General features: G+C 57.9%; 31 protein-coding genes. All 31 read right to left on the bottom strand.

The window, feature by feature from the left end; translation table 11 throughout:
* Positions 1–3: 3 nt before the first annotated feature.
* The 31 genes from rpmD to nusG all read right to left on the bottom strand — a co-directional run bounded on the left by rpmD (position 4) and on the right by nusG (position 25,387).
* Positions 4–186: a 50S ribosomal protein L30 gene (rpmD, locus tag CWI66_RS03525; RefSeq protein ID WP_009723888.1), complete on the bottom strand. Its 183-nt coding sequence runs from the start codon at positions 184–186 to the stop codon at positions 4–6.
* 6 nt (positions 187–192) lie between these two features.
* A complete protein-coding gene (gene rpsE, locus CWI66_RS03520; protein WP_016915785.1) occupies positions 193–693 on the bottom strand; it encodes a 30S ribosomal protein S5 in 501 nt (166 codons plus the stop codon).
* Positions 694–704: 11 nt separating this feature from the next.
* Positions 705–1,055 (bottom strand): 50S ribosomal protein L18, encoded by a 351-nt coding sequence (rplR, locus tag CWI66_RS03515; RefSeq protein WP_008959159.1) that lies wholly within the window; start codon positions 1,053–1,055, stop codon positions 705–707.
* 9 nt (positions 1,056–1,064) lie between these two features.
* Positions 1,065–1,595, bottom strand: coding sequence for a 50S ribosomal protein L6 (rplF, locus tag CWI66_RS03510; protein WP_016915784.1), 531 nt, complete (start codon positions 1,593–1,595; stop codon positions 1,065–1,067).
* A gap of 9 nt (positions 1,596–1,604) precedes the next feature.
* Positions 1,605–1,997, bottom strand: a complete 393-nt coding sequence (rpsH, locus tag CWI66_RS03505; protein ID WP_009723892.1) for a 30S ribosomal protein S8 — start codon at positions 1,995–1,997, stop codon at positions 1,605–1,607.
* 32 nt (positions 1,998–2,029) lie between these two features.
* Complete coding sequence (rpsN, locus tag CWI66_RS03500; protein WP_009099007.1) at positions 2,030–2,335, bottom strand: 30S ribosomal protein S14; 306 nt, start codon at positions 2,333–2,335, stop codon at positions 2,030–2,032.
* 10 nt (positions 2,336–2,345) lie between these two features.
* Entirely contained in the window at positions 2,346–2,885 is a 540-nt protein-coding gene (gene rplE, locus CWI66_RS03495; protein ID WP_016915781.1) for a 50S ribosomal protein L5, read from the bottom strand.
* Positions 2,886–2,903: 18 nt separating this feature from the next.
* Positions 2,904–3,218, bottom strand: a complete 315-nt coding sequence (rplX, locus tag CWI66_RS03490; protein ID WP_009723895.1) for a 50S ribosomal protein L24 — start codon at positions 3,216–3,218, stop codon at positions 2,904–2,906.
* A 14-nt stretch (positions 3,219–3,232) separates the two neighbouring features.
* Positions 3,233–3,604, bottom strand: coding sequence for a 50S ribosomal protein L14 (gene rplN, locus CWI66_RS03485; protein ID WP_009723896.1), 372 nt, complete (start codon positions 3,602–3,604; stop codon positions 3,233–3,235).
* A 51-nt stretch (positions 3,605–3,655) separates the two neighbouring features.
* Positions 3,656–3,916, bottom strand: coding sequence for a 30S ribosomal protein S17 (gene rpsQ, locus CWI66_RS03480; protein ID WP_009723897.1), 261 nt, complete (start codon positions 3,914–3,916; stop codon positions 3,656–3,658).
* Between the two features lies 1 nt (position 3,917).
* Positions 3,918–4,109, bottom strand: a complete 192-nt coding sequence (gene rpmC, locus CWI66_RS03475; RefSeq protein WP_016915779.1) for a 50S ribosomal protein L29 — start codon at positions 4,107–4,109, stop codon at positions 3,918–3,920.
* Positions 4,109–4,522 (bottom strand): 50S ribosomal protein L16, encoded by a 414-nt coding sequence (gene rplP, locus CWI66_RS03470; protein ID WP_007112000.1) that lies wholly within the window; start codon positions 4,520–4,522, stop codon positions 4,109–4,111. Before rplP ends, rpmC begins: the two co-directional genes overlap by 1 nt.
* Positions 4,523–4,537: 15 nt before the next feature.
* A complete protein-coding gene (gene rpsC, locus CWI66_RS03465) occupies positions 4,538–5,245 on the bottom strand; it encodes a 30S ribosomal protein S3 (protein ID WP_016915778.1) in 708 nt (235 codons plus the stop codon).
* 11 nt (positions 5,246–5,256) lie between these two features.
* Complete coding sequence (gene rplV / locus CWI66_RS03460; protein WP_010626471.1) at positions 5,257–5,589, bottom strand: 50S ribosomal protein L22; 333 nt, start codon at positions 5,587–5,589, stop codon at positions 5,257–5,259.
* 18 nt (positions 5,590–5,607) lie between these two features.
* Positions 5,608–5,883 carry a 30S ribosomal protein S19 gene (gene rpsS, locus CWI66_RS03455; protein ID WP_009098993.1) on the bottom strand — a complete coding sequence of 92 codons (276 nt, stop codon included), beginning with the start codon at positions 5,881–5,883 and terminating at the stop codon, positions 5,608–5,610.
* 33 nt (positions 5,884–5,916) lie between these two features.
* Entirely contained in the window at positions 5,917–6,747 is an 831-nt protein-coding gene (rplB, locus tag CWI66_RS03450) for a 50S ribosomal protein L2 (RefSeq protein ID WP_016915777.1), read from the bottom strand.
* A gap of 17 nt (positions 6,748–6,764) precedes the next feature.
* Positions 6,765–7,061 (bottom strand): 50S ribosomal protein L23, encoded by a 297-nt coding sequence (gene rplW / locus CWI66_RS03445; protein WP_016915776.1) that lies wholly within the window; start codon positions 7,059–7,061, stop codon positions 6,765–6,767.
* Entirely contained in the window at positions 7,058–7,663 is a 606-nt protein-coding gene (gene rplD / locus CWI66_RS03440) for a 50S ribosomal protein L4 (RefSeq protein WP_096921646.1), read from the bottom strand. Before rplD ends, rplW begins: the two co-directional genes overlap by 4 nt.
* Positions 7,664–7,678: 15 nt before the next feature.
* On the bottom strand, positions 7,679–8,317 hold the full coding sequence (rplC, locus tag CWI66_RS03435; protein ID WP_016915774.1) for a 50S ribosomal protein L3: 639 nt from the start codon (positions 8,315–8,317) through the stop codon (positions 7,679–7,681).
* 150 nt (positions 8,318–8,467) lie between these two features.
* Entirely contained in the window at positions 8,468–8,779 is a 312-nt protein-coding gene (gene rpsJ, locus CWI66_RS03430) for a 30S ribosomal protein S10 (RefSeq protein ID WP_009098983.1), read from the bottom strand.
* Positions 8,780–8,938: 159 nt separating this feature from the next.
* On the bottom strand, positions 8,939–10,132 hold the full coding sequence (tuf, locus tag CWI66_RS03425; RefSeq protein ID WP_100730934.1) for an elongation factor Tu: 1,194 nt from the start codon (positions 10,130–10,132) through the stop codon (positions 8,939–8,941).
* A gap of 29 nt (positions 10,133–10,161) precedes the next feature.
* Positions 10,162–12,285 carry an elongation factor G gene (fusA, locus tag CWI66_RS03420; RefSeq protein WP_100730933.1) on the bottom strand — a complete coding sequence of 708 codons (2,124 nt, stop codon included), beginning with the start codon at positions 12,283–12,285 and terminating at the stop codon, positions 10,162–10,164.
* A 167-nt stretch (positions 12,286–12,452) separates the two neighbouring features.
* A complete protein-coding gene (rpsG, locus tag CWI66_RS03415; RefSeq protein ID WP_016915771.1) occupies positions 12,453–12,923 on the bottom strand; it encodes a 30S ribosomal protein S7 in 471 nt (156 codons plus the stop codon).
* A gap of 141 nt (positions 12,924–13,064) precedes the next feature.
* Positions 13,065–13,439 carry a 30S ribosomal protein S12 gene (gene rpsL / locus CWI66_RS03410; RefSeq protein ID WP_009098973.1) on the bottom strand — a complete coding sequence of 125 codons (375 nt, stop codon included), beginning with the start codon at positions 13,437–13,439 and terminating at the stop codon, positions 13,065–13,067.
* A 197-nt stretch (positions 13,440–13,636) separates the two neighbouring features.
* The gene (gene rpoC / locus CWI66_RS03405; protein ID WP_100730932.1) at positions 13,637–17,851 is read right to left on the bottom strand and encodes a DNA-directed RNA polymerase subunit beta'; all 4,215 of its coding nucleotides are present in this window, start codon (positions 17,849–17,851) and stop codon (positions 13,637–13,639) included.
* Positions 17,852–17,861: 10 nt separating this feature from the next.
* On the bottom strand, positions 17,862–21,938 hold the full coding sequence (rpoB, locus tag CWI66_RS03400) for a DNA-directed RNA polymerase subunit beta (RefSeq protein ID WP_100730931.1): 4,077 nt from the start codon (positions 21,936–21,938) through the stop codon (positions 17,862–17,864).
* Between the two features lie 364 nt (positions 21,939–22,302).
* Entirely contained in the window at positions 22,303–22,671 is a 369-nt protein-coding gene (gene rplL / locus CWI66_RS03395) for a 50S ribosomal protein L7/L12 (RefSeq protein WP_016915768.1), read from the bottom strand.
* 102 nt (positions 22,672–22,773) lie between these two features.
* On the bottom strand, positions 22,774–23,280 hold the full coding sequence (rplJ, locus tag CWI66_RS03390) for a 50S ribosomal protein L10 (RefSeq protein WP_016915767.1): 507 nt from the start codon (positions 23,278–23,280) through the stop codon (positions 22,774–22,776).
* A 326-nt stretch (positions 23,281–23,606) separates the two neighbouring features.
* Entirely contained in the window at positions 23,607–24,299 is a 693-nt protein-coding gene (gene rplA / locus CWI66_RS03385) for a 50S ribosomal protein L1 (RefSeq protein WP_096921649.1), read from the bottom strand.
* A 2-nt stretch (positions 24,300–24,301) separates the two neighbouring features.
* Positions 24,302–24,733 carry a 50S ribosomal protein L11 gene (gene rplK, locus CWI66_RS03380; RefSeq protein ID WP_081139235.1) on the bottom strand — a complete coding sequence of 144 codons (432 nt, stop codon included), beginning with the start codon at positions 24,731–24,733 and terminating at the stop codon, positions 24,302–24,304.
* 120 nt (positions 24,734–24,853) lie between these two features.
* Positions 24,854–25,387 (bottom strand): transcription termination/antitermination protein NusG, encoded by a 534-nt coding sequence (gene nusG, locus CWI66_RS03375; RefSeq protein WP_016915764.1) that lies wholly within the window; start codon positions 25,385–25,387, stop codon positions 24,854–24,856.

Genomic DNA, 25,387 nt, shown 5'->3' with positions numbered 1-25,387 from the left:
GGATTACTCTCCCTCAACGCGCACAAGGTAGTTAACCTTGTGGATCATGCCGCGTACGGCAGGGGTGTCTTCCAGCTCAACCGTATGACCGATGCGACGCAGGCCCAGGCCTTTCATAGTAGCCTTGTGCTTGGGCAAAACGCCGATGGTGCTGCGGATCTGGGTAACCTTGATCGTTGCTGCCATGGTGCCTTACCCCGTGATCGCTTCGACAGACAGACCGCGCTTGGCGGCGATGTCTTCCGGTGCTTGCATGGCAGAGAGACCTTTGACAGTCGCCCGTACCACGTTAACCGGGTTGGTGGAACCGTAGCACTTGGCCAGTACATCGTGAACGCCTGCCAGTTCCAGTACGGAACGCATGGCGCCACCAGCGATGATACCAGTACCTTCGGAGGCCGGCTGCATGTACACCTTGGAAGCACCGTGACGGGCTTTTACCGGGTACTGCAGTGTGTGACCTGCAAGGTTGACCTTGACCATGTTGCGACGAGCCTGGTCCATCGCTTTCTGGATTGCGACCGGCACTTCACGCGCCTTGCCACGACCGAAACCGACACGACCTTTACCATCACCTACGACGGTCAGTGCGGTGAAGCCGAAAATACGACCACCCTTGACCACCTTGGCGACGCGGTTGACCTGCACTAACTTCTCCTGCAGATCACCGTTTTGCTGTTCGTTCTTCGCCATCGTAAAACCCTTTAGAATTCCAGGCCGCCTTCACGTGCGGCGTCGGCCAGAGCCTTGACGCGACCGTGATACTTAAAGCCAGCACGGTCGAAGGCCACCTGGGTGATGCCTGCTTCTTTAGCGCGTTCGGCAATCAGAGCGCCGACCTTGGAGGCCGCGTCTGAGTTACCGGTCGCACCCTCGCGCAGTGCTTTGTCCAGCGTAGAAGCGCTGGCCAGCACCTTGCCACCATCCGGCGAGATAATCTGCGCATAGATGTGACGCGGGGTACGGTTGACGCACAGGCGATACACGCCCAGCTCGCGGATCTTGGCGCGAGCGCGGCGGGCACGACGGAGACGAGATTCTTTCTTCGCGTTCATAACCCTGCCTTACTTCTTCTTGGCTTCTTTGCGACGCACCTGCTCGTCGGCGTAACGTACACCCTTGCCTTTGTACGGCTCAGGCGGACGGAAGGCGCGGATTTCCGCGGCGCACTGACCGAGCATCTGCTTGTCCGCGCTTTTCAGCACGATCACGGTGTTCTTCGGCGTTTCCGCTGTAACACCTTTAGGCAGTTCGTAGTCGACCGGGTGCGAGAAGCCCAGTGAAAGATTGAGCGTCTGGCCCTTAGCTTGGGCACGATAACCGACGCCAACAATTTCGAGAGTTTTTGTGAAACCCTCGGATACGCCCGTAACCAGGTTCTGAACCAAGGCGCGGGTAGTACCGGCCATTGCCCAGCTCTTGGCAGACTCACTCGGGGCGAAGGTCAGCTGGCCGTCTTCTTGACCAATCACCACGTCCTGGTGAATGGGCATAGACAGCGTGCCCTGGCCGCCTTTGGCGGTCAGCTGGCCAGCATCGATTTTGACATCAACGCCAGCAGGCACTTTAACCGGATATTTCGCTATGCGGGACATTCCAGCCTCCTAGAATACGGTGCAGATGACTTCGCCACCGACGCCAGCCTGGCGCGCGGCACGATCGGTCATGACACCATTAGAGGTGGTGACAATCGCGATACCCAGGCCATCGGCTACCTTGGGCAGGTTGTCCTTGCCCTTGTACTGACGCAGAGACGGCTTGGAAACCCGCTGAATGTGCTCGATAACCGGCTTACCCTCAAAGTACTTGAGAGTAACGGTCAGCTCGGGTTTGACGCCTTCAGCCACCGTAAAGTCGGTAATGTAGCCTTCTTCCTTTAGCACTCGGGCCACTTCGACTTTCAGTTTGGAGGACGGCATGGTAGCCGTCTCCTTGGTGGCCATCTGCGCATTGCGGATACGGGTAAACATATCCGCCAGAGTGTCTTGCATGCTCATTTAATGTGCGCTCCTGATGATTCTACGTGGCGTTACCAGCTGGACTTTTTGAGGCCAGGGACGTCGCCACGCATGGCGGCTTCACGCAGCTTGTTACGGCCGAGGCCGAACTTGTTGTAAAAGCCGTGCGGACGGCCAGTCACGCGGCAGCGGTTACGCTGACGCACCGGGCTGGAGTCGCGCGGCAGTTGCTGCAGCTTCAGCGTCGCCTCGAAACGATCTTCTTCAGAAGCGTTCACGTCCGAGATGATTTTCTTGAGCTCTGCGCGCTTAGCCGCATACTTCTCGACCAGCTGAGTACGCTTGAGCTCACGCTCTATCATACTTTTCTTAGCCATGATCCAACCCTTATTTCTTAAACGGGAAGTTCAGTGCTGCAAGCAGCGCACGACCTTCCTCGTCGGTGTTGGCGGTAGTAGTGATAGTGACGTCCAGCCCCCGTACGCGATCGACTTTATCATATTCGATCTCCGGGAAGATGATCTGCTCACGCACACCCATGGAGTAGTTGCCGCGACCGTCGAAGGACTTCGGGTTGAGACCACGGAAGTCACGCACGCGTGGGATGGCAATGTTCACCAGACGGTCCAGGAAGTCCCACATACGCTCGGAGCGCAGTGTCACTTTGATACCGATCGGCCAACCTTCGCGCACCTTGAAGCCCGCGATGGACTTGCGTGCCTTGGTCACCAGCGGCTTCTGACCGGAAAGCTTCTCCAGGTCGCCGATGGCATTGTCGATCAGCTTTTTGTCGCTGACCGCTTCGCCGATACCCATGTTCAGAGTCACTTTCGTGATCCGGGGTACCTGCATTACGTTGGCGTAGCTGAACTGCTCTTTGAGTTGAGCTACCACCTCGTTTTGATAACGTTCTTTCAAGTTCGCCATTATGCTACCCGACTCGCGTTAGGCGTCGATCTGCGTCTGCGTCGACTTGTAGATACGTACCTTGGTACCGTCTTCCTTCACCTGGAAGCCGACGCGATCCGCCTTACCGGTCTCCGAATTGAAGATGGCTACGTTGGACGCGTGAATCGGAGCCTCACGCTCGACGATACCGCCCTGATTTCCCGCCATGGGATTAGGCTTGGTGTGACGCTTGATCATATTCACACCGGACACCACGAAACGGTTTTCAAGTACCCGCTTCACCGTGCCGCGCTTGCCCTTATCCTTCCCGGCGATGACGATGACTTCATCGTCACGTTTGATCTTTTGCATATCCGCCTCGCTCCTTACAGCACTTCAGGCGCTAGGGAAATGATCTTCATGAACTTCTCATTACGAAGTTCACGAGTTACCGGCCCGAAGATACGCGTGCCGATCGGCTGTTCGTTGGTGTTATTCAACAAAACTGCCGCATTTCCATCGAAACGGATCAGCGAACCGTCACTACGACGGACGCCACTACGGGTACGAACGACTACTGCCTTGAGGACCTGGCCTTTTTTGACCTTGCCACGAGGAATAGCTTCTTTGACCGTTACTTTAATGACGTCACCAACGCGGGCGTAGCGACGGTGTGAACCGCCCAGCACCTTGATGCATTGCACCCGGCGCGCTCCGCTGTTGTCGGCGACATCCAGCATTGTCTGAGTCTGAATCATCGGTTTTCTCCAAACCTAATCTGACTGCACTGGTTGAACAGACGCAGGGGATTAACCCTTGGCCTGCTCGACCACCTCGACCAGCGTCCAGGCTTTCTTCTTGGAAAGCGGACGGCACTCCTGAATGGAAACCGTATCGCCTGCCTTTGCCTGGTTCGCCTCATCATGGGCGTGCAGCTTGGTGGAGCGCTTGACGTATTTTCCGTAGATCGGGTGACGCTCACGACGCTCGATCATGACGACGATGGACTTGTCCATCTTGTCGCTGACCACCTTGCCGGTCAGCGTACGTGTTTTTTTCTCTTCGGCCATCTCAATCACCTGCCTTCTCGTTGAGCACAGTCTTAACGCGGGCGATATCCCGACGGACCTGCTTGAGCAGATGAGTCTGGCTCAGTTGGCCAGTGGCCTTCTGCATGCGCAGGTTAAACTGCTCGCGGAGGAGCTCGAGGAGCTGCTCTTGGAGCTCTCCTACGGACTTTTCACGAATTTCCTGGGCTTTCATCACATCACCGTCCGTTTCGCAAAGGTGGTGGACAGGGGCATCTTCTGGGCGGCCAGTTCAAATGCTTCACGGGCCAGCTCTTCGGATACACCTTCAATTTCATACAGGACCCGACCCGGCTGGATCTGGGCTACCCAGTACTCAACGGAACCTTTACCCTTACCCATACGAACTTCGAGCGGCTTCTTGGAAATCGGCTTGTCAGGGAAAACGCGGATCCAGATTTTACCGCCACGCTTGACGTGACGTGTGATCGCACGACGGCCAGCTTCGATCTGACGCGCAGTGATGCGGCCACGACCGGTTGCCTTGAGGCCGTACTCCCCGAAGCTGATCTTGCTTCCGCGATGCGCCAGGCCACGGTTGCGGCCTTTCATCATCTTGCGGAATTTCATACGCTTGGGCTGTAACATCGACTCGCTCTCCCCTTACCTGGAACCTTTCTTCTTGGGCGCGTTGCCGGCAGGCTGTTGCTGTTGCTTGGCCTTGGCACGTACTTCCTCGATACCGCCGAGGATTTCACCCTTGAAGATCCACACTTTGACGCCGATGACGCCGTAGGTGGTGTGAGCTTCGTAAGTGGCGTAGTCGATGTCCGCACGCAGAGTATGCAGCGGAACGCGACCTTCGCGGTACCATTCGGTACGTGCGATTTCGGCGCCACCCAGACGACCTGACAGCTGAATCTTGATGCCGCCAGCGCCAAGACGCATTGCGTTCTGTACCGCGCGCTTCATGGCACGACGGAACATGACGCGACGCTCAAGCTGACCTGCCACGTTGGCAGCAACCAGCTTGGCATCCAGCTCGGGCTTGCGAACTTCTTCGATGTTCACATGCACCGGAACGCCCATCATCTCGGTCAGATCACGACGCAGACGGTCGACATCTTCACCTTTCTTGCCAATCACGATACCCGGACGGGCAGTGTGAATGGTGATGCGGGCATTGTTCGCCGGACGCTCGATGTGAATGCGGCTTACGGAGGCGCTTTTCAGACGCTCGTCCAGGAAGCTGCGCACTTCGAGATCGTTGTTGAGCTTATCGGCATAGGCGCCGCGCTCGGCATACCAGACAGAAGCATGGTCTTTGACGATGCCCAGTCGAATGCCTGTTGGATTGACTTTCTGACCCATCTGGTCGACTCCTACTTCTCGGCTACCTTGACGGTGATGTGGCAGGTGCGCTTCAAGATACGATCCGCGCGGCCTTTGGCACGCGGCTTGATACGCTTGAGCGTCATGCCCTCATCGACGCAGATGGTCGAGACACGCAGCTCGTCGATATCCATGCCGTTATTTTCTTCCGCGTTTGCAATGGCGGACTGCAGCACTTTCTTGACTAGCTTGGCAGCCTTCTTCGGTGAGAAGGTCAGCAGGTCGAGTGCTTCGGCGACCGGTTTACCGCGCACCTGGTCAGCCACCAAACGGGCCTTCTGGGCGGATAAACGAGCGCCACGCAGCTTAGCTGTGACTTCCATCTCTCAATCCTCTCTGGCTTACCGTTTGGCTTTCTTGTCCGCCGCATGCCCGCGATAAGTGCGAGTGGCAGCGAATTCGCCCAGCTTGTGACCAACCATTTCCTCGGAGACGTGCACCGGGACGTGTTGGCGACCGTTATGGACAGCGATTGTGAGGCCTACCATGTTTGGCAGGATCATCGAACGACGCGACCAGGTCTTGATCGGTTTACGGTCGTTCTTCTCCACTGCAGCCTCTACCTTCTTCAAAAGATGAAGGTCAATGAAGGGACCTTTCTTTAGTGAACGTGGCACAGCCGTTACCTCTTAATGTCTTGGCAATTTAGATCAACGCGTCTTGTTACGACGACGTACGATCAGCTTGTCGGTGCGCTTGTTCTTACGCGTCTTGTGACCCTTGGTCGGCACGCCCCACGGAGTAACGGGGTGACGGCCACCGCTGGTGCGGCCTTCGCCACCACCGTGCGGGTGATCCACAGGGTTCATCGCGACGCCGCGAACTGTCGGACGCACGCCTCTCCAGCGCTTCGCACCGGCCTTGCCAAGTTGACGCAGGCTGTGCTCGGAGTTGCTCACTTCGCCCAGGGTCGCGCGGCACTCGGCCAGGACCTTGCGCATTTCGCCAGAGCGAAGACGCAGGGTGGCGTAGTTACCTTCACGAGCAACCAGCTGAGCGCTAGTACCGGCACTGCGAGCAATCTGCGCGCCTTTACCCGGCTTCAGTTCGATACCGTGAACGGTAGAACCGAGCGGGATGTTACGCAGCGGCAAGGCATTGCCTTTCTTGATGGGCGCGTTGACACCAGATTCCAGCACGTCACCGGCGCTGACGCCTTTCGGTGCAATGATGTAACGACGCTCGCCATCGGCATATTTCAGCAGTGCAATGTGCGCACTGCGGTTCGGGTCGTGTTCCAGACGCTCAACGGTGGCCGGAATGCCATCCTTGGTGCGCTTGAAGTCGATCAACCGATAGTGATGACGGTGACCACCGCCCACGTGGCGGGTGGTGATGCGACCGTAGTTGTTACGGCCACCGGACTTGGACTGTTTTTCCAAAAGCGGTGCATAAGCACGGCCCTTGTACAGTTCCTCACCAACGATCTTGACGACGTGGCGACGACCGGCGGATGTGGGTTTGGTCTTGACGATTGCCATTATCCGTACTCCTGCCCTTATTCGGCGCCAGAGAAGTCTTCGAGCGTTTCACCCGCAGCCAGGGTCACATACGCCTTGCGGTAACCCTTACGCAGGCCAACGCCGTGAGCAGTACGCTTGGTTTTACCCTTGACGTTCAGCACTTGAACGCCACCGACCTTCTTGCCGAACAGTGCTTCAACGGCTTTCTTGATCTCGGGCTTGGTAGCATCGGGTGCCACCTTGAAAACGTACTGGTTGCGCTCGGCTGCCATCGCGGCCTTTTCGGTCACGTGCGGTCCAAGCAGAACCTTGAATACGCGTTCCTGGTTCATGCCAGCTTCTCCTCGAATTTACGCAGGGCGGAGACGGTGACCAGGACCTTGTCAAAGGCAACCAGGCTCACCGGATCAGCTGCAGCGACATCCACCACGTCAACGTGGGGAAGGTTGCGTGCGGCCAGATAGAGCGTTTCGTCGACTTCTTCAGTGACGATCAACACTTTCTCAAGGTTGAGCTCTTTCAGCTTGGCAGCTACCTGCTTGGTCTTCGGCGCTTCTACGCTGAACTCTTCAATCGCGACCAGGCGCTCTTGACGGACCAGCTCAGACAGGATGGAGCGCATCGCCGCGCGGTACATCTTGCGGTTTACTTTCTGGGTGTAGTCCTGAGGACGCGCCGCGAAAGTAACACCACCGCTGCGCCACAGCGGAGAGCGGATAGTACCAGCGCGTGCACGACCGGTACCCTTCTGACGCCACGGCTTCTTACCACCGCCACGCACGTCGGAACGGCTCTTTTGAGCGCGTGTACCCTGACGACCAGCTGCCAGATAGGCAGTGACGACCTGGTGCACCAGCGCTTCGTTGAATTCTTTGCCAAAAGTGGCGTCGGCTACTTCAACGGTACCCGTGCCTGCAGCAAGATTCAGATTCATTGGTAATTATCCCCTTCAGCCAGCTTTCACGGCGCTGCGAACGATAACGTTGCTACCGGTCGCTCCCGGTACAGCGCCCTTGATCAGCAGCAGGTTACGCTCGGCGTCGACACGGACGATCTCAAGGCTCTGTACGGTGCAACGGGTGTTACCCATTTGACCGGCCATTTTCTTGCCCTTGAATACGCGACCAGGTGTCTGACACATGCCGATAGAACCCGGCGCACGATGCGACAGGGAGTTACCATGGCTGTTGTCTTGGGTACGGAAGTTCCAGCGCTTAACAGCACCCTGGAAGCCTTTACCCTTAGAGGTGCCGGTCACGTCGATCTTTTGACCAGCTTCGAAGAGGGATACGGTGAGTTCGCCACCCACTTCAGGAGCTTCTTCGCCTTCTGCAAGGCGGAATTCCATCAGCGAACGACCAGCCTCGACACCCGCCTTGGCAAACTGACCCGCTTGCGCTTTGGTGAGGTGCTTGGCTTTACGAGAACCAGTAGTGACCTGAACCGCTGCGTAGCCGTCAGACTCAAGCGTCTTGACGCGCGTTACACGGTTAGGATCAACTTCAATAACGGTCACGGGCACGGATGCGCCGTCTTCGGTAAAGACGCGGGTCATCCCGGCCTTGATACCGACTAAACCGATAGTCATGCTCAGTCTCCTATAGTGTACGGGGCTATCACCCGCTATGGCTGCCCTTTCCAGAGCATTCCACTAGCACATTGTGTGGCGCCTCACGGCGCGGCGGCTGCTGCTCTCGACAGATGACGATGAGCGCTGGGCCGCAAAGTGTCTAGTGTATTAGTCGAGCTTGATTTGCACGTCTACGCCAGCGGCGAGGTCGAGCTTCATCAGCGCATCAACGGTTTTCTCGGTCGGCTCAACGATGTCGAGCACACGCTTGTGAGTGCGAATCTCATACTGATCGCGCGCGTCCTTGTTGACGTGCGGAGAAATCAGGATGGTATAGCGCTCGCGGTTGGTCGGCAGCGGGATCGGACCACGAACCTGAGCACCAGTACGCTTAGCGGTTTCAACGATTTCCGCAGTGGACTGATCGATCAGGCGATGGTCGAACGCTTTCAACCGAATGCGAATCTTTTGGTTCTGCATTTGCCCTAAACTCCAATGGATGTCGACGGCGCGAGCCGTCTACCCACGCATTCAAAGGATGCGCATTATAGGCACGCCAATCGGCCATGTCAAACATTTGCGATTGGTGCGCAGAAAAGGGGGCTCTTGCGAGCCCCCTTGCATCATCAAGTCAACAGCTTACTTGACGATCTTGGCTACGACGCCAGCACCTACGGTACGGCCACCTTCGCGGATAGCGAAGCGCAGACCTTCGTCCATGGCGATCGGAGCGATCAGGGTGATAACCATTTTGATGTTATCGCCCGGCATTACCATTTCAACGCCTTCCGGCAGTTCACAAGTACCGGTTACGTCGGTGGTACGGAAGTAGAACTGCGGACGGTAGCCCTTGAAGAAAGGCGTGTGACGACCGCCTTCTTCCTTGGACAGTACGTATACTTCGGCTTCGAACGTGGTGTGCGGGTTGATGGTGCCCGGCTTGGCCAGAACCTGGCCACGCTCGACGTCATCACGCTTGGTACCACGCAGCAGGGCGCCAACGTTCTCACCTGCACGACCTTCGTCGAGCAGCTTACGGAACATTTCAACGCCAGTTACGGTGGTTTTGGTGGTGTCGCGGATACCCACGATTTCCACTTCTTCACCGGCTTTCACGATGCCGCGCTCTACACGACCGGTAACAACAGTACCACGGCCAGAGATAGAGAATACGTCTTCGATCGGCATCAGGAACGGCTGGTCGATGGCACGCTCCGGCTCAGGGATGTACTCATCCAGAGCCTTGATCAGGTTGGTCACGGCAGTAGTACCCATGCCGTTCTCGTCTTCACCGTTCAGAGCCATCAGCGCAGAACCAGTGATGATCGGCGTGTCGTCACCCGGGAAGTCGTACTCGTTCAGAAGTTCACGAACTTCCATTTCGACCAGCTCGAGCAGCTCTTCGTCATCGACCATGTCCGCCTTGTTCAGGAACACAACGATGAACGGAACACCAACCTGACGAGACAGCAGGATGTGCTCGCGAGTCTGCGGCATGGGGCCGTCAGCGGCAGAACATACCAGGATAGCGCCGTCCATCTGAGCAGCACCAGTGATCATGTTCTTGACGTAGTCAGCGTGTCCCGGGCAGTCAACGTGCGCGTAGTGACGCTGCTCGGACTGGTACTCAACGTGAGAAGTCGCGATGGTGATACCACGCTCACGCTCTTCCGGTGCGTTATCGATAGTATCGAATGCACGCCAGTCGCCGCCGAAAACCTCAGCAGACACGCGGGTCAGGGCCGCTGTCAGAGTCGTTTTACCGTGGTCGACGTGACCGATGGTGCCGACGTTGACGTGCGGTTTGGAACGTTCAAATTTTTCCTTAGCCACTGCTATAACCTCTTTACGTTAGCTAACGGTTAACCGTTTTGGTTGATGACGGCTTCAACGACGCTGGAGGGCGCCTCCTCGTACTTCGCGAACTCCATAGAGTAGCTCGCACGGCCCTGGGTCTGTGAGCGCAGATCGGTTGCGTAACCGAACATCTCACCCAGTGGCACCGTTGCACGAATGACTTTACCAGAGGAAGAGTCATCCATGCCCTGCACCAGGCCGCGACGACGGTTCAGGTCGCCCATGACGTCACCCATAAAATCTTCGGGGGTCACGACTTCGACCTTCATCACCGGCTCCAGCAGCACGGCCTTGGCCTTCCGGGCACCTTCTTTCACTGCCATGGAAGAAGCAATCTTGAACGCAGTCTCGTTCGAGTCCACGTCATGGTAGGAACCATCAAACAGCGTGACTTTGACGTCGATCATCGGGTAACCCGCGATGACACCGTTTTTCAGCTGCTCGAAAGCACCCTTCTCAACCGCAGGGACGTATTCCTTGGGAACCACACCACCCACGATTTCAGAGTTGAACTTGAAGAAGATCTCTTCTTCGCCTTCACCCTTCTCTTCTGCAGTCAGCGGCTCGATGCGCAGCCAGACGTGACCGAACTGACCACGACCACCAGACTGACGAACGAACTTGCCTTCCTGCTCGACGCTGCCGCGAATGGTTTCGCGGTAGGCGACCTGCGGCTTACCGATATTGGCTTCTACCTTGAACTCGCGACGCATGCGGTCGACGATGATGTCCAGGTGCAGCTCACCCATACCGGAGATAATGGTCTGACCGGTCTCTTCGTCGGTCTTGACCTGGAACGAAGGATCTTCCTGGGCCAGCTTGCCAAGCGCAACGCCCATTTTCTCTTGATCAGCTTTAGATTTCGGCTCAACAGCAACCGAGATCACCGGATCCGGGAACTCCATACGCTCGAGAACGATCCTGTCATCGATATCACACAGGGTGTCACCCGTGGTGACATCTTTAAGGCCGATACAGGCCGCGATGTCGCCCGCCAGTACTTCCTTGATCTCTTCGCGTGTATTGGCGTGCATCTGCACGATACGACCAACGCGCTCTTTCTTCTGCTTGACGGAGTTATAGACGCCGTCACCAGACTTCAGAACGCCCGAGTAGACGCGAATGAAGGTCAGGGTACCTACGAAGGGGTCGGTAGCAATCTTGAACGCCAGTGCAGCAAACGGAGCATTGTCGTCAGCTTCACGAGTGGCGACAGTACCATTCTTGTCGTCCAGCTCACCTTCGATGGCCTTGACTTCCGTTGGTGACGGCAGATACTCAACTACTGCGTCCAGAACCGCCTGAACACCCTTGTTCTTGAAGGCAGAACCACAGGTGACCAGAACGACTTCGCTGGCCAATGTACGGGCACGCAGGCCTGCCTTGATCTCAGCGACGCTCAGCTCGCCTTCTTCAAGGTACTTGTCCATCAGCTCTTCAGAGGCCTCGGCAGCGGCTTCGACCATCTGCTCGCGGTACTCTTCAGCGGTTTCGACCAACTCTGCAGGGATGTCTACAAGCTCATAGCTCGTTCCAAGGTCTTCCTCGTTCCAGAGGATTGCCTTCATCTCGATCAGGTCGATAACGCCCTTGAAGTCTTCTTCCGTGCCCCAGTTAATCTGGATCGGTACGGCGTTGGCACCCAAGCGCTCTTTCAGCTGGTCGACAACCATGAAAAAATCAGCGCCGGTACGGTCCATCTTGTTGACGAAGACCATGCGCGGAACTTCGTACTTGTTGGCCTGACGCCATACGGTTTCGGTCTGCGGCTGAACGCCGGAGGAACCGCACAGTACAACGACCGCACCATCGAGAACACGCAGAGAACGCTCAACTTCGATAGTGAAGTCAACGTGCCCGGGGGTGTCGATGATGTTGATACGGTGCTCATCAAACTGATGATTCATCCCCTTCCAAAAGGTGGTTACAGCAGCAGAGGTGATAGTGATACCACGCTCCTGCTCCTGCTCCATCCAGTCGGTCGTAGACGCACCCTCATGCGTTTCGCCCAGCTTGTGGTTTACGCCAGTGTAAAACAGTACACGCTCAGTGGTGGTAGTTTTACCTGCGTCGACGTGAGCCACAATCCCCAGGTTACGGTAGCGATTAAGCGGTGTTTTGCGTGCCACGGTGAAACTCCCGTTAGTTGGCGATGCTCGTTGATCCAGCGGTGCCATTTCTGCTTATGCCACCGCCGCCATCGACAACGATAGCGGCGGCGTGTTGCAACATGACGATAAAGACTTTTAACGCACTGCAACCGACAGAAAAAGACACGAGCCCAGAAACGTCGAGCTTAGAAACGATAGTGAGAGAAGGCCTTGTTGGCTTCTGCCATACGGTGCACGTCTTCACGCTTCTTGACAGCAGAGCCTTTGCCCTCAGCGGCATCCAGCATTTCACCTGCCAGGCGCTGAACCATCGTTTTCTCACCGCGACGACGCGCAGCGTCTACCAGCCAGCGCATTGCCAGCGCTTGGCGGCGTGACGGACGAACTTCAACCGGCACCTGATAAGTAGCACCACCCACGCGGCGCGACTTTACTTCGACCATCGGCTGGATGGTTTCCAGCGCCTTGTCGAAGATTTCCAGCGGCTCTTCTTTACTACGCTCGGCAACCTTGTCCAACGCACCATAGACGATGCGCTCAGCTACGGACTTCTTGCCGCTGACCATCAGGTGGTTCATGAACTTCGCCAGACGCTCACTTCCGAACTTGGGATCCGGCAGGATTTCGCGTTTAGCTACAACTCTTCTTCTAGGCATGATAAGCCCTCAATTAAGGATCCTTCAGGTAAACCCGGAACCTGCTTGCGCCTTTGGCGCCGCCCGACCTTACTCTTATCAGACCATCATATTCGGTTAAAAGGTAACACCGCAGCGCTCCATGAGGCTGCGTTCAGCGCCTTAGGACTTCGGACGCTTGGTACCGTACTTGGAACGACCCTGCTTACGGTTCTGTACGCCAGAGGTGTCAAGGGCGCCACGAACGGTGTGATAACGCACACCTGGCAAATCCTTTACACGACCGCCGCGAATCAGAACAACAGAGTGCTCCTGGAGGTTGTGACCTTCACCACCGATGTAAGAAGAGACTTCGAAACCGTTGGTCAGGCGCACACGGCAAACCTTACGCAGGGCCGAGTTCGGCTTCTTGGGGGTGGTGGTGTAAACGCGCGTACAAACGCCGCGCTTTTGCGGGCATGCCTGAAGCGCAGGCACGTCACTCTTGGTGACGGGGCGCTTGCGCGGCTTGCGCACTAGCTGATTAATCGTTGCCATGGTGTTTAGCTGACTCCAATGGTTGCCTTGGCCTATTAACAAATGCAAGCAGCGGATGCGGGCGCACCCACCCCACTGTTAAAGGCTGCGCATTCTAAAGGCTGACCCTGCCTGGCGTCAAGCCCTGGCGGTGGTTTACCGCCAGGTTCCTGCCATTCAGGGCCAGCCGCTCTTGGCTGCTCGTGGCCTGTCCTGGGTTACAGATCGTCGTCTGAATCCAGGGCGGTCAACTGAGCACCCAGCTCCTGCTCAACCTCGGTAGCCGAGGGGTTGAACAGACGCTCTACGTCTTCGCGCTTGCGACGACGCTCTGCGTGGTGAGTCAGACCGGTACCTGCCGGAATCAGACGTCCAACTACCACGTTTTCTTTCAGGCCACGCAGGTAATCGCGCTTGCCGGTTACCGCCGCTTCGGTCAATACGCGGGTCGTTTCCTGGAACGACGCCGCCGAAATGAACGATTCGGTGGCCAAGCTGGCCTTGGTGATACCCAGCAGCAAGCGTTGGTACTTGGCCGGGAACTTGCCTTCTTTCTCCAGACGCTCGTTCTGCTCCAGCACGCGCACCAGTTCTGCCTGGTCGCCGGTGATGAAGTCAGAGTCGCCGGAATCGGTGATCTCTACCTTGCGCAGCATCTGACGCACGATGACTTCGATGTGCTTGTCGTTGATGCCTACGCCTTGCAGACGGTATACGTCCTGTACTTCGGCAGTGATGTACTTGGCCAGCTCCGCCACACCCAGCAGGCGCAGGATGTCGTGCGGGTTGCTCGGGCCATCGGAAATCACTTCGCCCTTCTCGACGGCTTCGCCTTCGAAGACGGCGATTTGACGCCATTTCGGAATCAGCGCTTCGAACGGATCGCCAGATTCCGGGGTGATCGTCAGACGACGCTTGCCCTTGGTCTCTTTACCGAAGCTCACCACACCGCTGATTTCCGCCAGAATGGCCGACTCTTTCGGCTTACGCGCTTCGAACAGGTCGGCTACCCGCGGCAGACCACCGGTGATGTCCTTGTTACCCGAGGCTTCTACCGGGATACGGGCAACGACTTCACCCACACCGATGGTCGAGCCGTCGTCCACGGAGATGATCGAGTTGCCGGGCAGCAGGTACTGTACCGGCGTGTTGGAACCGGACACGGACACGTACTCGCCTGCGGCGTCCTGCAGCATCACCATCGGGCGCTTGTCGCGGCCAGCCATCGGGCGGGCGGCCGACTCGATGACCTCGATGGAGGAGAGACCGGTCATTTCATCGACGCTGCGGTGCATGGTGACACCTTCGTCGAGATCGATGAACTGGGCCTTACCTTCCACTTCCGCAATGATCGGATGGGTGTGCGGGTCCCACTTGGCCACGACCGTGCCAGCGTCGACGACGTCACCGTCGCGAACCGACAGCTCGGCACCGTAAGGCAGCTTGTAGTACTCACGCTCACGACCGTGATCGTCGGCGACGGCCAGGGCGCTTGAACGAGACACCACCACCAGCTTGCCGTCGGCACGCTCAACGTGCTTGATGTTGTGCAGGCGTACTTTACCGCCGTGCTTCACCTGTACGCTGTCGACCGCCGAGGAACGCGATGCCGCACCACCGATGTGGAACGTACGCATGGTCAGCTGGGTACCCGGCTCACCGATGGACTGGGCAGCGATGACACCCACCGACTCACCGATGTTGACCTGATGGCCACGCGCCAGGTCCCGACCGTAGCAGGACGAACAAACGCCGTGCGCGGTGTCACAGGTGATGGTGGAGCGCACGATGATCTCGTCCACCCCCATGGTGTCCAGCGACGCACACCACTTCTCGTCGAGCAGCGTGTTGCGCGGGATCAGCACTTCTTCGGTGCTCGGATCGATGACGTCCTGCGCCACCACCCGGCCCAGTACACGCTGTGACAGCGGTACGATGATGTCGCCACCCTCGATGATCGGGTGCAGCGTCAGACCGTTCTCGGTACCACAGTCGGTTTCGGTGATCACCAGATCCTGGGCCACGTCGACCAGACGGCGAGTCAGGTAACCGGAGTTGGCCGTTTTCAGGGCCGTATCCGCCAGACCTTTACGCGCACCGTGGGTCGAGATGAAGTACTGGAGTACGTTCAGACCTTCACGGAAGTTGGCCACGATGGGGGTTTCGATGATCGAGCCATCCGGCTTGGCCATCAGACCACGCATACCCGCCAGCTGACGGATCTGGGCGGCGCTACCACGGGCACCGGAGTCGGCCATGATGAAGACGCTGTTGAAGGAGTCCTGCTCCACTTCATTGCCTTCACGGTCGACGACGGTCTCCTTGGAGATACCCACCATCATCGCCTTGGCCACCTTGTCGTTGGCCTTGGACCAGATGTCGATAACCTTGTTGTACTTCTCGCCTGCGGTCACCAGACCGGACGAGAACTGGTCTTCGATCTCTTTGACTTCGGCTTCGGCCGCGTCGACGATCTCGGTCTTGGCGTCGGGAATGACGAAGTCGTTGACACCGATCGAGGCGCCGGACCAGGTCGCCAGACGGAAGCCGGTGTACATCAGCTGGTCAGCGAAGATGACCGTGGGCTTGAGGCCCGCACGGCGATACACTTCGTTGATCAGGCTGGAGATCGCCTTCTTCTTCATCGGCTGATCGATCAGCGCGAACGGTACCCCTTCCGGCAGAATGCGGAACAGCAGGGCACGGCCCACCGTGGTGTCGTACAGGCGACGATGCTCGGAGCGCTCGCCGGTCTCTTCGTCGACGTCCACTTCATCCAGGCGCACTTTGACGCGAGCATGCAGCGAGACGGACTGAGTACCGAAGGCACGCTCTACCTCGTTGAGGTCAGAGAACACCATGCCTTCGCCCTTGGCGTTGATCTTTTCGCGGGTCATGTAGTACAGACCCAGAACAACGTCCTGCGACGGTACGATGATCGGCTCGCCGTTGGCTGGCGACAGCACGTTGTTGGTGGCCATCATCAGCGCACGCGCTTCGAGCTGGGCTTCCAGGGTCAGCGGTACGTGGACCGCCATCTGGTCACCGTCGAAGTCGGCGTTGTAAGCCGCACACACCAGCGGGTGCAGCTGGATCGCCTTGCCTTCGATCAGCAGCGGTTCGAACGCCTGGATACCCAGACGGTGCAGGGTCGGTGCACGGTTGAGCAGTACCGGGTGTTCGCGGATGACGTCGGCCAGAATATCCCAAACTTCCGGCAGTTCGCGCTCGACCATCTTCTTCGCGGCCTTGATCGTGGACGCATGACCCAGCGACTGCAGCTTGGAGTAGATGAACGGCTTGAACAGCTCGAGGGCCATCTTCTTCGGCAGACCACACTGGTGCAGACGCAGGGTCGGGCCCACGGTGATGACCGAACGGCCGGAGTAGTCGACACGCTTACCCAGAAGGTTCTGACGGAAACGGCCCTGCTTACCCTTGATCATGTCGGCAAGGGATTTCAGCGGACGCTTGTTGGAGCCAGTGATGGCACGGCCGCGACGGCCGTTGTCCAGCAGCGCATCCACCGCTTCCTGCAGCATACGCTTCTCGTTGCGCACGATGATGTCCGGCGCATTGAGGTCCAGTAGACGCTTCAGGCGGTTGTTACGGTTGATCACACGACGGTAGAGGTCGTTGAGATCGGAGGTCGCGAAGCGGCCACCGTCCAGCGGCACCAGCGGACGCAAATCCGGCGGCAGCACGGGCAGCACTTCCATGACCATCCACGCCGGCGCATTGCCGGAGTGGTAGAACGCTTCGAGCAGCTTCAGGCGCTTGGAGAGCTTCTTGATCTTGGTTTCAGAGTTGGTCTGCGGAATCTCTTCGCGCAGCGTGTTGATCTCTTCTTCCAGATCGATGTCCTTGAGCAGCTCCTGAACGGCTTCGGCACCCATGCGGGCGTCGAAGTCATCGCCGAACTCTTCCAGGGCTTCGAAGTACTGCTCGTCGTTGAGCAGCTGACCACGCTCCAGCGTGGTCATGCCCGGGTCGATGACCACGAAGCTTTCGAAGTACAGCACGCGCTCGATATCACGCAGGGTCATATCGAGGAACATGCCGATACGCGACGGCAGTGATTTCAAAAACCAGATGTGAGCGACCGGCGAGGCCAGCTCGATGTGGCCCATGCGCTCACGGCGCACGGCAGCCTTGGTGACTTCGACGCCACACTTCTCACAAATGATGCCACGGTGCTTCATGCGCTTGTACTTGCCGCACAGACACTCGTAGTCCTTGACCGGGCCAAAGATCTTGGCGCAGAACAGACCATCCCGCTCCGGCTTGAAGGTACGGTAGTTGATGGTCTCGGGCTTCTTCACCTCGCCAAACGACCAGGAGCGAATCATGTCCGGCGACGCGAGGGTAATCTTGATCGCGTCGAACTCTTCGGACTGAGACTGCGATTTGAGTACTTTCACCAAATCTTTCATATGACGGCTCCTAGCTCTCTAACTCGATATCGATGCCCAGCGAGCGGATTTCCTTCACGAGTACGTTGAAGGATTCCGGCATGCCTGCCTGCATGGTGTGGTCGCCATCCACGATGTTCTTGTACATCTTGGTGCGGCCTTCGACGTCGTCCGACTTGACGGTGAGCATCTCTTGTAGCGTGTACGCAGCGCCGTAGGCTTCCAACGCCCACACTTCCATCTCACCGAAGCGCTGACCACCGAACTGTGCCTTACCACCCAGGGGCTGCTGAGTCACCAGCGAGTAAGAACCGGTAGAACGCGCGTGCATCTTGTCGTCTACCAGGTGGTTAAGCTTCAGCATGTACATGTAGCCAACGGTGACCGGGCGGTCGAAGGCATCGCCGGTACGACCATCGTACAGCGCCATCTGACCGGATTCCGGAATGTCTGCCAGCTTCAGCAGGTGCTTGATCTCGTGCTCTTTGGCACCGTCAAACACCGGCGTGGCCATGGGCACACCGCCTTTGAGGTTTTTCGCCAGCGCGATGATTTCCTCATCGGTCAGCGAATCGATGTCCTCCATGCGGGTGCCAGGCGTGTTGTAGACCTGCCCCAGGAAGTCACGAATTTCCGCAACCTGCTGGCCACGCGCATCGCGCAGCATGGCCTCGATCTTGACGCCCAGGCCGCGTGCCGCCATGCCTAGGTGGGTTTCCAGGATCTGACCGACGTTCATGCGCGACGGTACACCCAGCGGGTTCAGCACCACGTCCACCGGCTCGCCCTTCTCGTCGAACGGCATGTCCTCGATGGGCATGATCGCGGAGATAACACCCTTGTTACCGTGACGACCGGCCATCTTGTCGCCTGGCTGAATGCGACGCTTCACCGCCATGTAGACCTTGACGATTTTCAGCACGCCCGGCGCGAGGTCGTCGCCCTGGGTCAGCTTGCGTTTCTTGTCTTCGAAACGCTCGTCCATCTCTTTACGGCGGTTTTCGAGCTGCTCATCGGCCTGGGCCAGCAGTTCGTTGTAGGCTTCGTCCTGCATGCGCAGCTTGAACCACTGCTGACGGGGCAGTTCGTCCAGGTACGTCTCGCTCAGCACGTCGCCTTTTTTCAGGTTCGGGCCACCGTTGACGGCCTGACCTTCCAGGGTGCGCTTCAGACGCTCGAACGTCGCGTCTTCGGCAATCCGGTAGGTCTCCTGCAGGTCCTTGCGTACTTCGTCCAGCTGCATCTGCTCGATGGACAGGGCACGGGAGTCCTTCTCGACGCCGTCACGGGTGAAGACCTGAACGTCGATGACCGTACCCTTCATGCCGGTGGGGGCGCGCAGGGAGGTGTCTTTCACGTCAGAGGCTTTCTCACCGAAGATGGCGCGCAGCAGCTTCTCTTCCGGCGTCAGCTGGGTTTCACCTTTCGGCGTTACCTTACCCACCAGAATGTCGCCGGGGCCGACTTCAGCGCCGATGTACACAACGCCCGCTTCGTCCAGCTTGCCCAGCGCCGATTCACCGACGTTGGGGATATCGGAGGTGATCTCTTCCGGCCCCAGCTTGGTGTCACGAGACACACAGGTCAGTTCCTGAATGTGAATCGTGGTGAAGCGATCTTCCTGAACGACACGCTCGGAGAGCAGGATGGAGTCTTCGAAGTTGTAACCGTTCCAGGGCATGAACGCGATGCGCATGTTCTGGCCCAGGGCCAGATCACCCATGTCGACAGACGGGCCGTCGGCCAGAATATCGCCGCGTGCCACGCTGTCGCCAGGCCGCACGATGGGGCGCTGGTTCATACAGGTGTTCTGGTTGGAGCGGGTGTACTTGGTCAGGTTGTAGATGTCGACGCCGGCTTCACCGCCGATGATTTCATCTTCGTTGACCCGCACCACCACACGACGCGCATCCACGGAGTCGATGACGCCGCCACGGCGCGCCACGGCACATACGCCGGAGTCGCGGGCCACGAAGCGCTCCATGCCGGTACCGACCAGCGGCTTGTCTGCACGCAGGGTCGGAACGGCCTGACGCTGCATGTTCGCACCCATCAAGGCGCGGTTGGCGTCATCGTGCTCCAGGAACGGGATCAGGGCCGCTGCGACCGAGACCACCTGACGCGGAGACACGTCCATCAGCGTCACTTGCTCAGGACGCATGAAGGTGGTTTCGCCGCGGTGGCGTACCTGCACCAGGTCATCGATCAGCTTGCCGGACTCGTCTACCGCCGCCGACGCCTGGGCGATAACGAAGTCGCCCTCCTCGATCGCCGACAGGTGAACGATGTCGTCAGTGACCTGACAGGCATTCACTTTGCGGTACGGCGTTTCCAGGAAACCATAGCTGTTGGTATGGCTGTAGGTGGCCAGCGAGTTGATCAGACCGATGTTCGGGCCTTCCGGCGTTTCGATCGGGCACAGACGACCATAGTGCGTGGCGTGTACGTCACGTACTTCGAAGCCTGCGCGCTCACGGGTCAGACCGCCCGGGCCGAGTGCCGATACACGACGCTTGTGGGTCACCTCGGACAGCGGGTTGTTCTGGTCCATGAACTGGGACAGCTGGCTGGAACCGAAGAACTCTTTCACCGCCGCCGCCACGGGCTTGGCATTGATCAGGTCCTGGGGCATCAAGCCTTCGCTCTCCGCCATGGAGAGACGCTCTTTTACCGCACGCTCGACGCGCACCAGACCTACACGGAACTGGTTCTCGGCCATTTCGCCAACGCAGCGGATACGGCGGTTGCCCAGGTGGTCGATATCGTCGACGTCACCAAAGCCGTTACGGATGTTGATCAGCTCGCGCAGCACATCGAGGATGTCCTTGCGGTCCAATACACCGGAGCCCACGTCGGAGTCACGACGCAGACGACGGTTGAACTTCATCCGGCCCACGCCCGACAGGTCGTAACGGTCTTCGGTGAAGAACAGGTTGTGGAACAGCGTTTCGGCGGCTTCCTTGGTGGGCGGCTCGCCAGGACGCATCATGCGGTAGATTTCGACCAGCGCTTCCAGCTGCGAGCTGGTGGTGTCCAGCTTCAGCGTGTCGGAAACGAAGGAACCGCAGTCCAGGTCATTGGTGTAGAGCGTTTCGATCAGGGTAATGCCGCCCTGAGCCATGCGCTCCAGCACTTCTGGGGTAATTTCGGTGTTGCACGGGCAGATCAGCTCGCCCGTTTTAGTGTCGATCTGGTCTTTGGCCAGCGTCTTGCCGAACAGGTACTCCATCGGCACTTCCAGACGCTCCAGACCCGCTTTTTCCAACTGGCGGATGTGCTTCTGAGTGATCCGACGACCTTCTTCGACGATCAGTTCACCATCGGCACCCTTGATGTCGAAGGTGGCGGTTTCACCGCGCAGACGCGAAGGCACCAGCTCCACGGAAAAGCCAGACTTTTCGATATGGAAAGTACTGGTTTCGAAGAACTCGTCGAGGATCTCTTCGGTGCTCATGCCCAGCGCGCGCATCAGCACGGAAGCCGGCAGCTTGCGACGACGGTCGATACGCACGAAGACGTTGTCTTTCGGGTCGAACTCGAAGTCGAGCCAGGAGCCACGGTAAGGAATCACGCGAGCAGAGTAGAGCAGCTTGCCGGAAGAGTGGCTCTTGCCCTTGTCATGATCGAAGAACACACCGGGTGAGCGGTGGAGCTGGGAAACGATTACCCGCTCGGTACCGTTGATGACGAAGGTACCGTTCTCGGTCATCAGGGGGATTTCCCCCATGTAGACTTCCTGCTCTTTGATATCCTTGATAGCCTTGTTCGAAGAGTCGCGATCATAGATGATCAAGCGAACCTTGACGCGCAGCGGGGCGGAGTAGGTCACGCCACGCAGCTGACACTCCTTCACATCGAACGCCGGCGTACCGAAGCGATAGCTGACATACTCCAGCGCAGCGTTACCCGAGAAGCTCTCGATCGGGAACACGGACTTGAATGCCGCGTGCAGACCCACTTCGTGCCGCTCATCAGGCGAACGATCCTGCTGGAGAAAGTCGTAGTAGGAATCAAGCTGGATGGCCAGCAAGTAAGGCACATCCATCACTTGGGGCAGTTTGCCGAAATCCTTGCGGATGCGTTTTTTCTCAGTATATGAGTAAGCCATCTGTATTCCCCAGCTTGTTCACCATGGGTGACCGATGCGTGGTCATCTGCCCGCGGGCGTTTCAGACGCAGACAGCAAGCTCCTCAATCGGTAGCTCGCCGTCAAAAATCTTGATAGATAACAGTGTTACGGTAGTGCTGTCCGCGCTTCGTTGTTGCCTGCCGACACGCTCACGCTTTACAACTGACGCATTACAACAACGTACGCTTCACAACAACGGTCCTGCTATTGTGCTGCTTTTTACCGCAGCGGCTCTGTCGTTTCGCTGCACGGCAGCATATTACAACAGAAAAAGGCCGGCAGCGGGATAGCCCGCCGCCAGCCGTGGAAGCTTACGCAGCGCGTAAAGCCATCAGCACAAGGATTACTTGAGCTCGACGGTTGCGCCCGCTTCTTCCAGCTTCTTCTTGGCAGCTTCAGCGTCGTCCTTGGACATCGCTTCTTTGATGGTCGCCGGAGCGCCGTCAACAGCGCCTTTGGCTTCTTTCAGGCCAAGACCGGTGATTTCACGAACGGCTTTGATGACGTTGACTTTCTTGTCACCAGCAGACGCCAGTACCAGGTCGAATTCGGTCTGCTCTTCAGCAGCTTCGCCAGCAGCCGCCGGACCAGCCATAACGGCTGCGGCAGCAGAAACGCCGAATTTCTCTTCCATCGCTTCGATCAGCTCGACAACTTCCATTACGGACATGTCGGCTACAGCATTGATGATATCGTCTTTGGTCAGTGCCATTGTTCCATTCCTAACTTTGCGGGAGTCTCGGACAACCGAGAACTCGGGATTTATTGCAGGTTCAGGCTGCGTGTCGATAACGCGGCCCGCAAGAAACGCTGCTTAGGCAGCTTCGGCTTCTTGCTTCTGGTCGCGCAGGGCGGCCAGGGTACGAACCAGCTTGCCAGCGGAGGCTTCTTTCATGACCGACATCAACTTGGCAATTGCCTCGTCGTAAGTCGGCAGGGTTGCCAGACGATCGATGTCAGCAGCCGGAATCAGCTCACCTTCGTAGGCCAACGCTTTCACTTCGAAGTTCTGCTCAGTCTTGGCAAACTCCTTGAACAGACGAGCGGCAGCGCCCGGATGCTCAGTGGAGAAAGCCAGCAGAGTAGGACCAACGAAGCTCTCGTTCAGACACTCCCACTGGGTGCCTTCGAGTGCGCGGCGAGCCAGCGTGTTACGAACAACACGCAGCTCTACACCATTCTCACGCGCCTGCTTGCGCAGATCGGTCATTTTACCGACCGTGACGCCGCGAGAATCGGCAACTACGACGGAGAGTGCGCCCTTGGCCGCTTCACTGACCTCGGCAACAATCGCTTTCTTGCCTTCAAGTGCTAGTGGCACAGTGATCACTCCTTCGTGCCGAAACCCGTCAAGGTTTCGGAGGTTACCATCTCTTCCAGGCCCAACAGCGGCACAGGAAGCCTTAGGGGATGGTGCTCACCAGAAAGCGGTTGCTAAAAGCGTTAACCAACTGGCGGCCACACCATCTGCGCAGGCGCTTTAGGGCGATTAAGCCGCCACTTCAGAAAAGCGGCGGCACCTGCGGTCTTTGACGGTGCCTCATCTGGCATAAAGCTCAGCGAGGGACCGCAAAGTTCTTGCTCGGTTCCAGCCACCGGCAACACGAGATTTCGCCCGTGCCGCCAGCAGGACTATCCTCGACTCGCTTATACCAGCGAGGAGTGGTCGATAGTCAAACCCGGGCCCATGGTAGTGGACAGGGTGAATTTCTTGAAGTAGATGCCTTTGGAAGAGCTCGGCTTGAGCTTCTTCAGGTCAGCTACCAGTGCTTCCAGGTTACCCTGAACGGCGGTCGCGTCAAAATCGACCTTGCCCAGCGTGGTGTGGATGATGCCGTTCTTGTCGGTACGGAAACGCACCTGACCCGCTTTGGCATTCTTGACCGCAGTGGCCACGTCAGGCGTCACGGTGCCGACCTTCGGGTTCGGCATCAGGCCGCGCGGACCGAGGATCTGGCCCAGCTGACCGACAACGCGCATGGCATCCGGAGAAGCGATGACGACGTCGAAATCCATCACGCCTTTCTTGACCTGCTCGGCCAGCTCTTCCATGCCCACGATGTCAGCGCCGGCTTCTTTGGCCGCATCGGCGTTGGCACCCTGAGTGAACACAGCCACGCGAACGTCTTTACCGGTGCCGTTAGGCATGACGGTAGCGCCACGAACGACCTGGTCGGATTTACGCGGATCAACACCCAGGTTGATCGCAACGTCCAGAGACTCTTTGAACTTCACGGTTGACAGCTCAGAAAGCAGGGCAACGGCTTCTTCCAGAGAGTAAGCCTTGTTGCTGTCTACTTTCTCGCGAATCATCTTGGCGCGCTTGGACAGTTTAGCCATGATTAGAGACCCTCCACGTTTAAGCCCATGCTGCGAGCGCTACCAGCGATGGTGCGCACTGCGGCTTCAAGATCAGCAGCCGTCATGTCAGGCTCTTTGGTCTTGGCGATCTCTTCCAGCTGCGCACGTGTCACGGTGCCAACCTTCTTCTTGTTCGGCTCACCAGAACCGGACTTGATGCCCGCTGCTTTTTTCAGCAGTACGGCAGCAGGCGGTGTCTTGGTGACGAACGTGAAGCTACGGTCTGAGTAGACGGTAATTACGACAGGCGTCGGCAGGCCCGGCTCAACTTCTTGAGTCGCGGCGTTGAACGCCTTACAGAATTCCATGATGTTCACGCCGTGCTGACCCAGCGCGGGGCCTACGGGCGGACTCGGGTTGGCTTTACCTGCAGCAACCTGCAGTTTGATGTAAGCCTGTACTTTCTTGGCCATGATAATTACTCCAATTGGGTGATAACGCCTGACGGCTCCCCGGTACGCGTAAAGCAGCGCGGGGCTGCTTTACATGAATCCAGGACGGCACCCACGGCGCCATCCTGCAACAATTTGAAATTACTCTTTTTCTACCTGAGAGAACTCAAGCTCTACAGGCGTCGCACGGCCGAAGATCAGCACGCTGACCTGCAGACGGCTCTTGTCGTAGTTCACCTCTTCAACGACACCGTTGAAATCGGCAAATGGACCATCGATGACACGCACGGACTGACCCGGCTCGAACATGGTCTTGGGACGCGGCTTGTCGGTGCCGTCCTTCACACGACGAAGAATGGCTTCGGCTTCGCGACTGGTGATGGGCGCCGGCTTCTCTTTGGTGCCACCGATGAACCCCATGACACGCGGCGTTTCGTTCACCAGATGCCAGGTTTCGTCGACCATCTCCATCTCGACCAGCACATAGCCAGGATAAAACTTGCGCTCACTCTTGCGGCGCTTGCCGTCGCGCATCTCGACCACTTCTTCCGTCGGCACCAGGATTTCGCCAAAGCGATCTTCCATGCCATACATTTTCACACGCTCGATCAGCGAGCGCATGACATGCTTCTCAAAGCCGGAATAAGCGTGGACGACGTACCAACGTTTGGACAT

The sequence above is a fragment of the Halomonas sp. 141 genome (assembly GCF_002810305.1).
Lineage (GTDB): Bacteria > Pseudomonadota > Gammaproteobacteria > Pseudomonadales > Halomonadaceae > Vreelandella > Vreelandella stevensii.
Note: the sequence above shows the minus strand (reverse complement) of the source record. Positions and strands in the feature narration are given on the sequence as shown.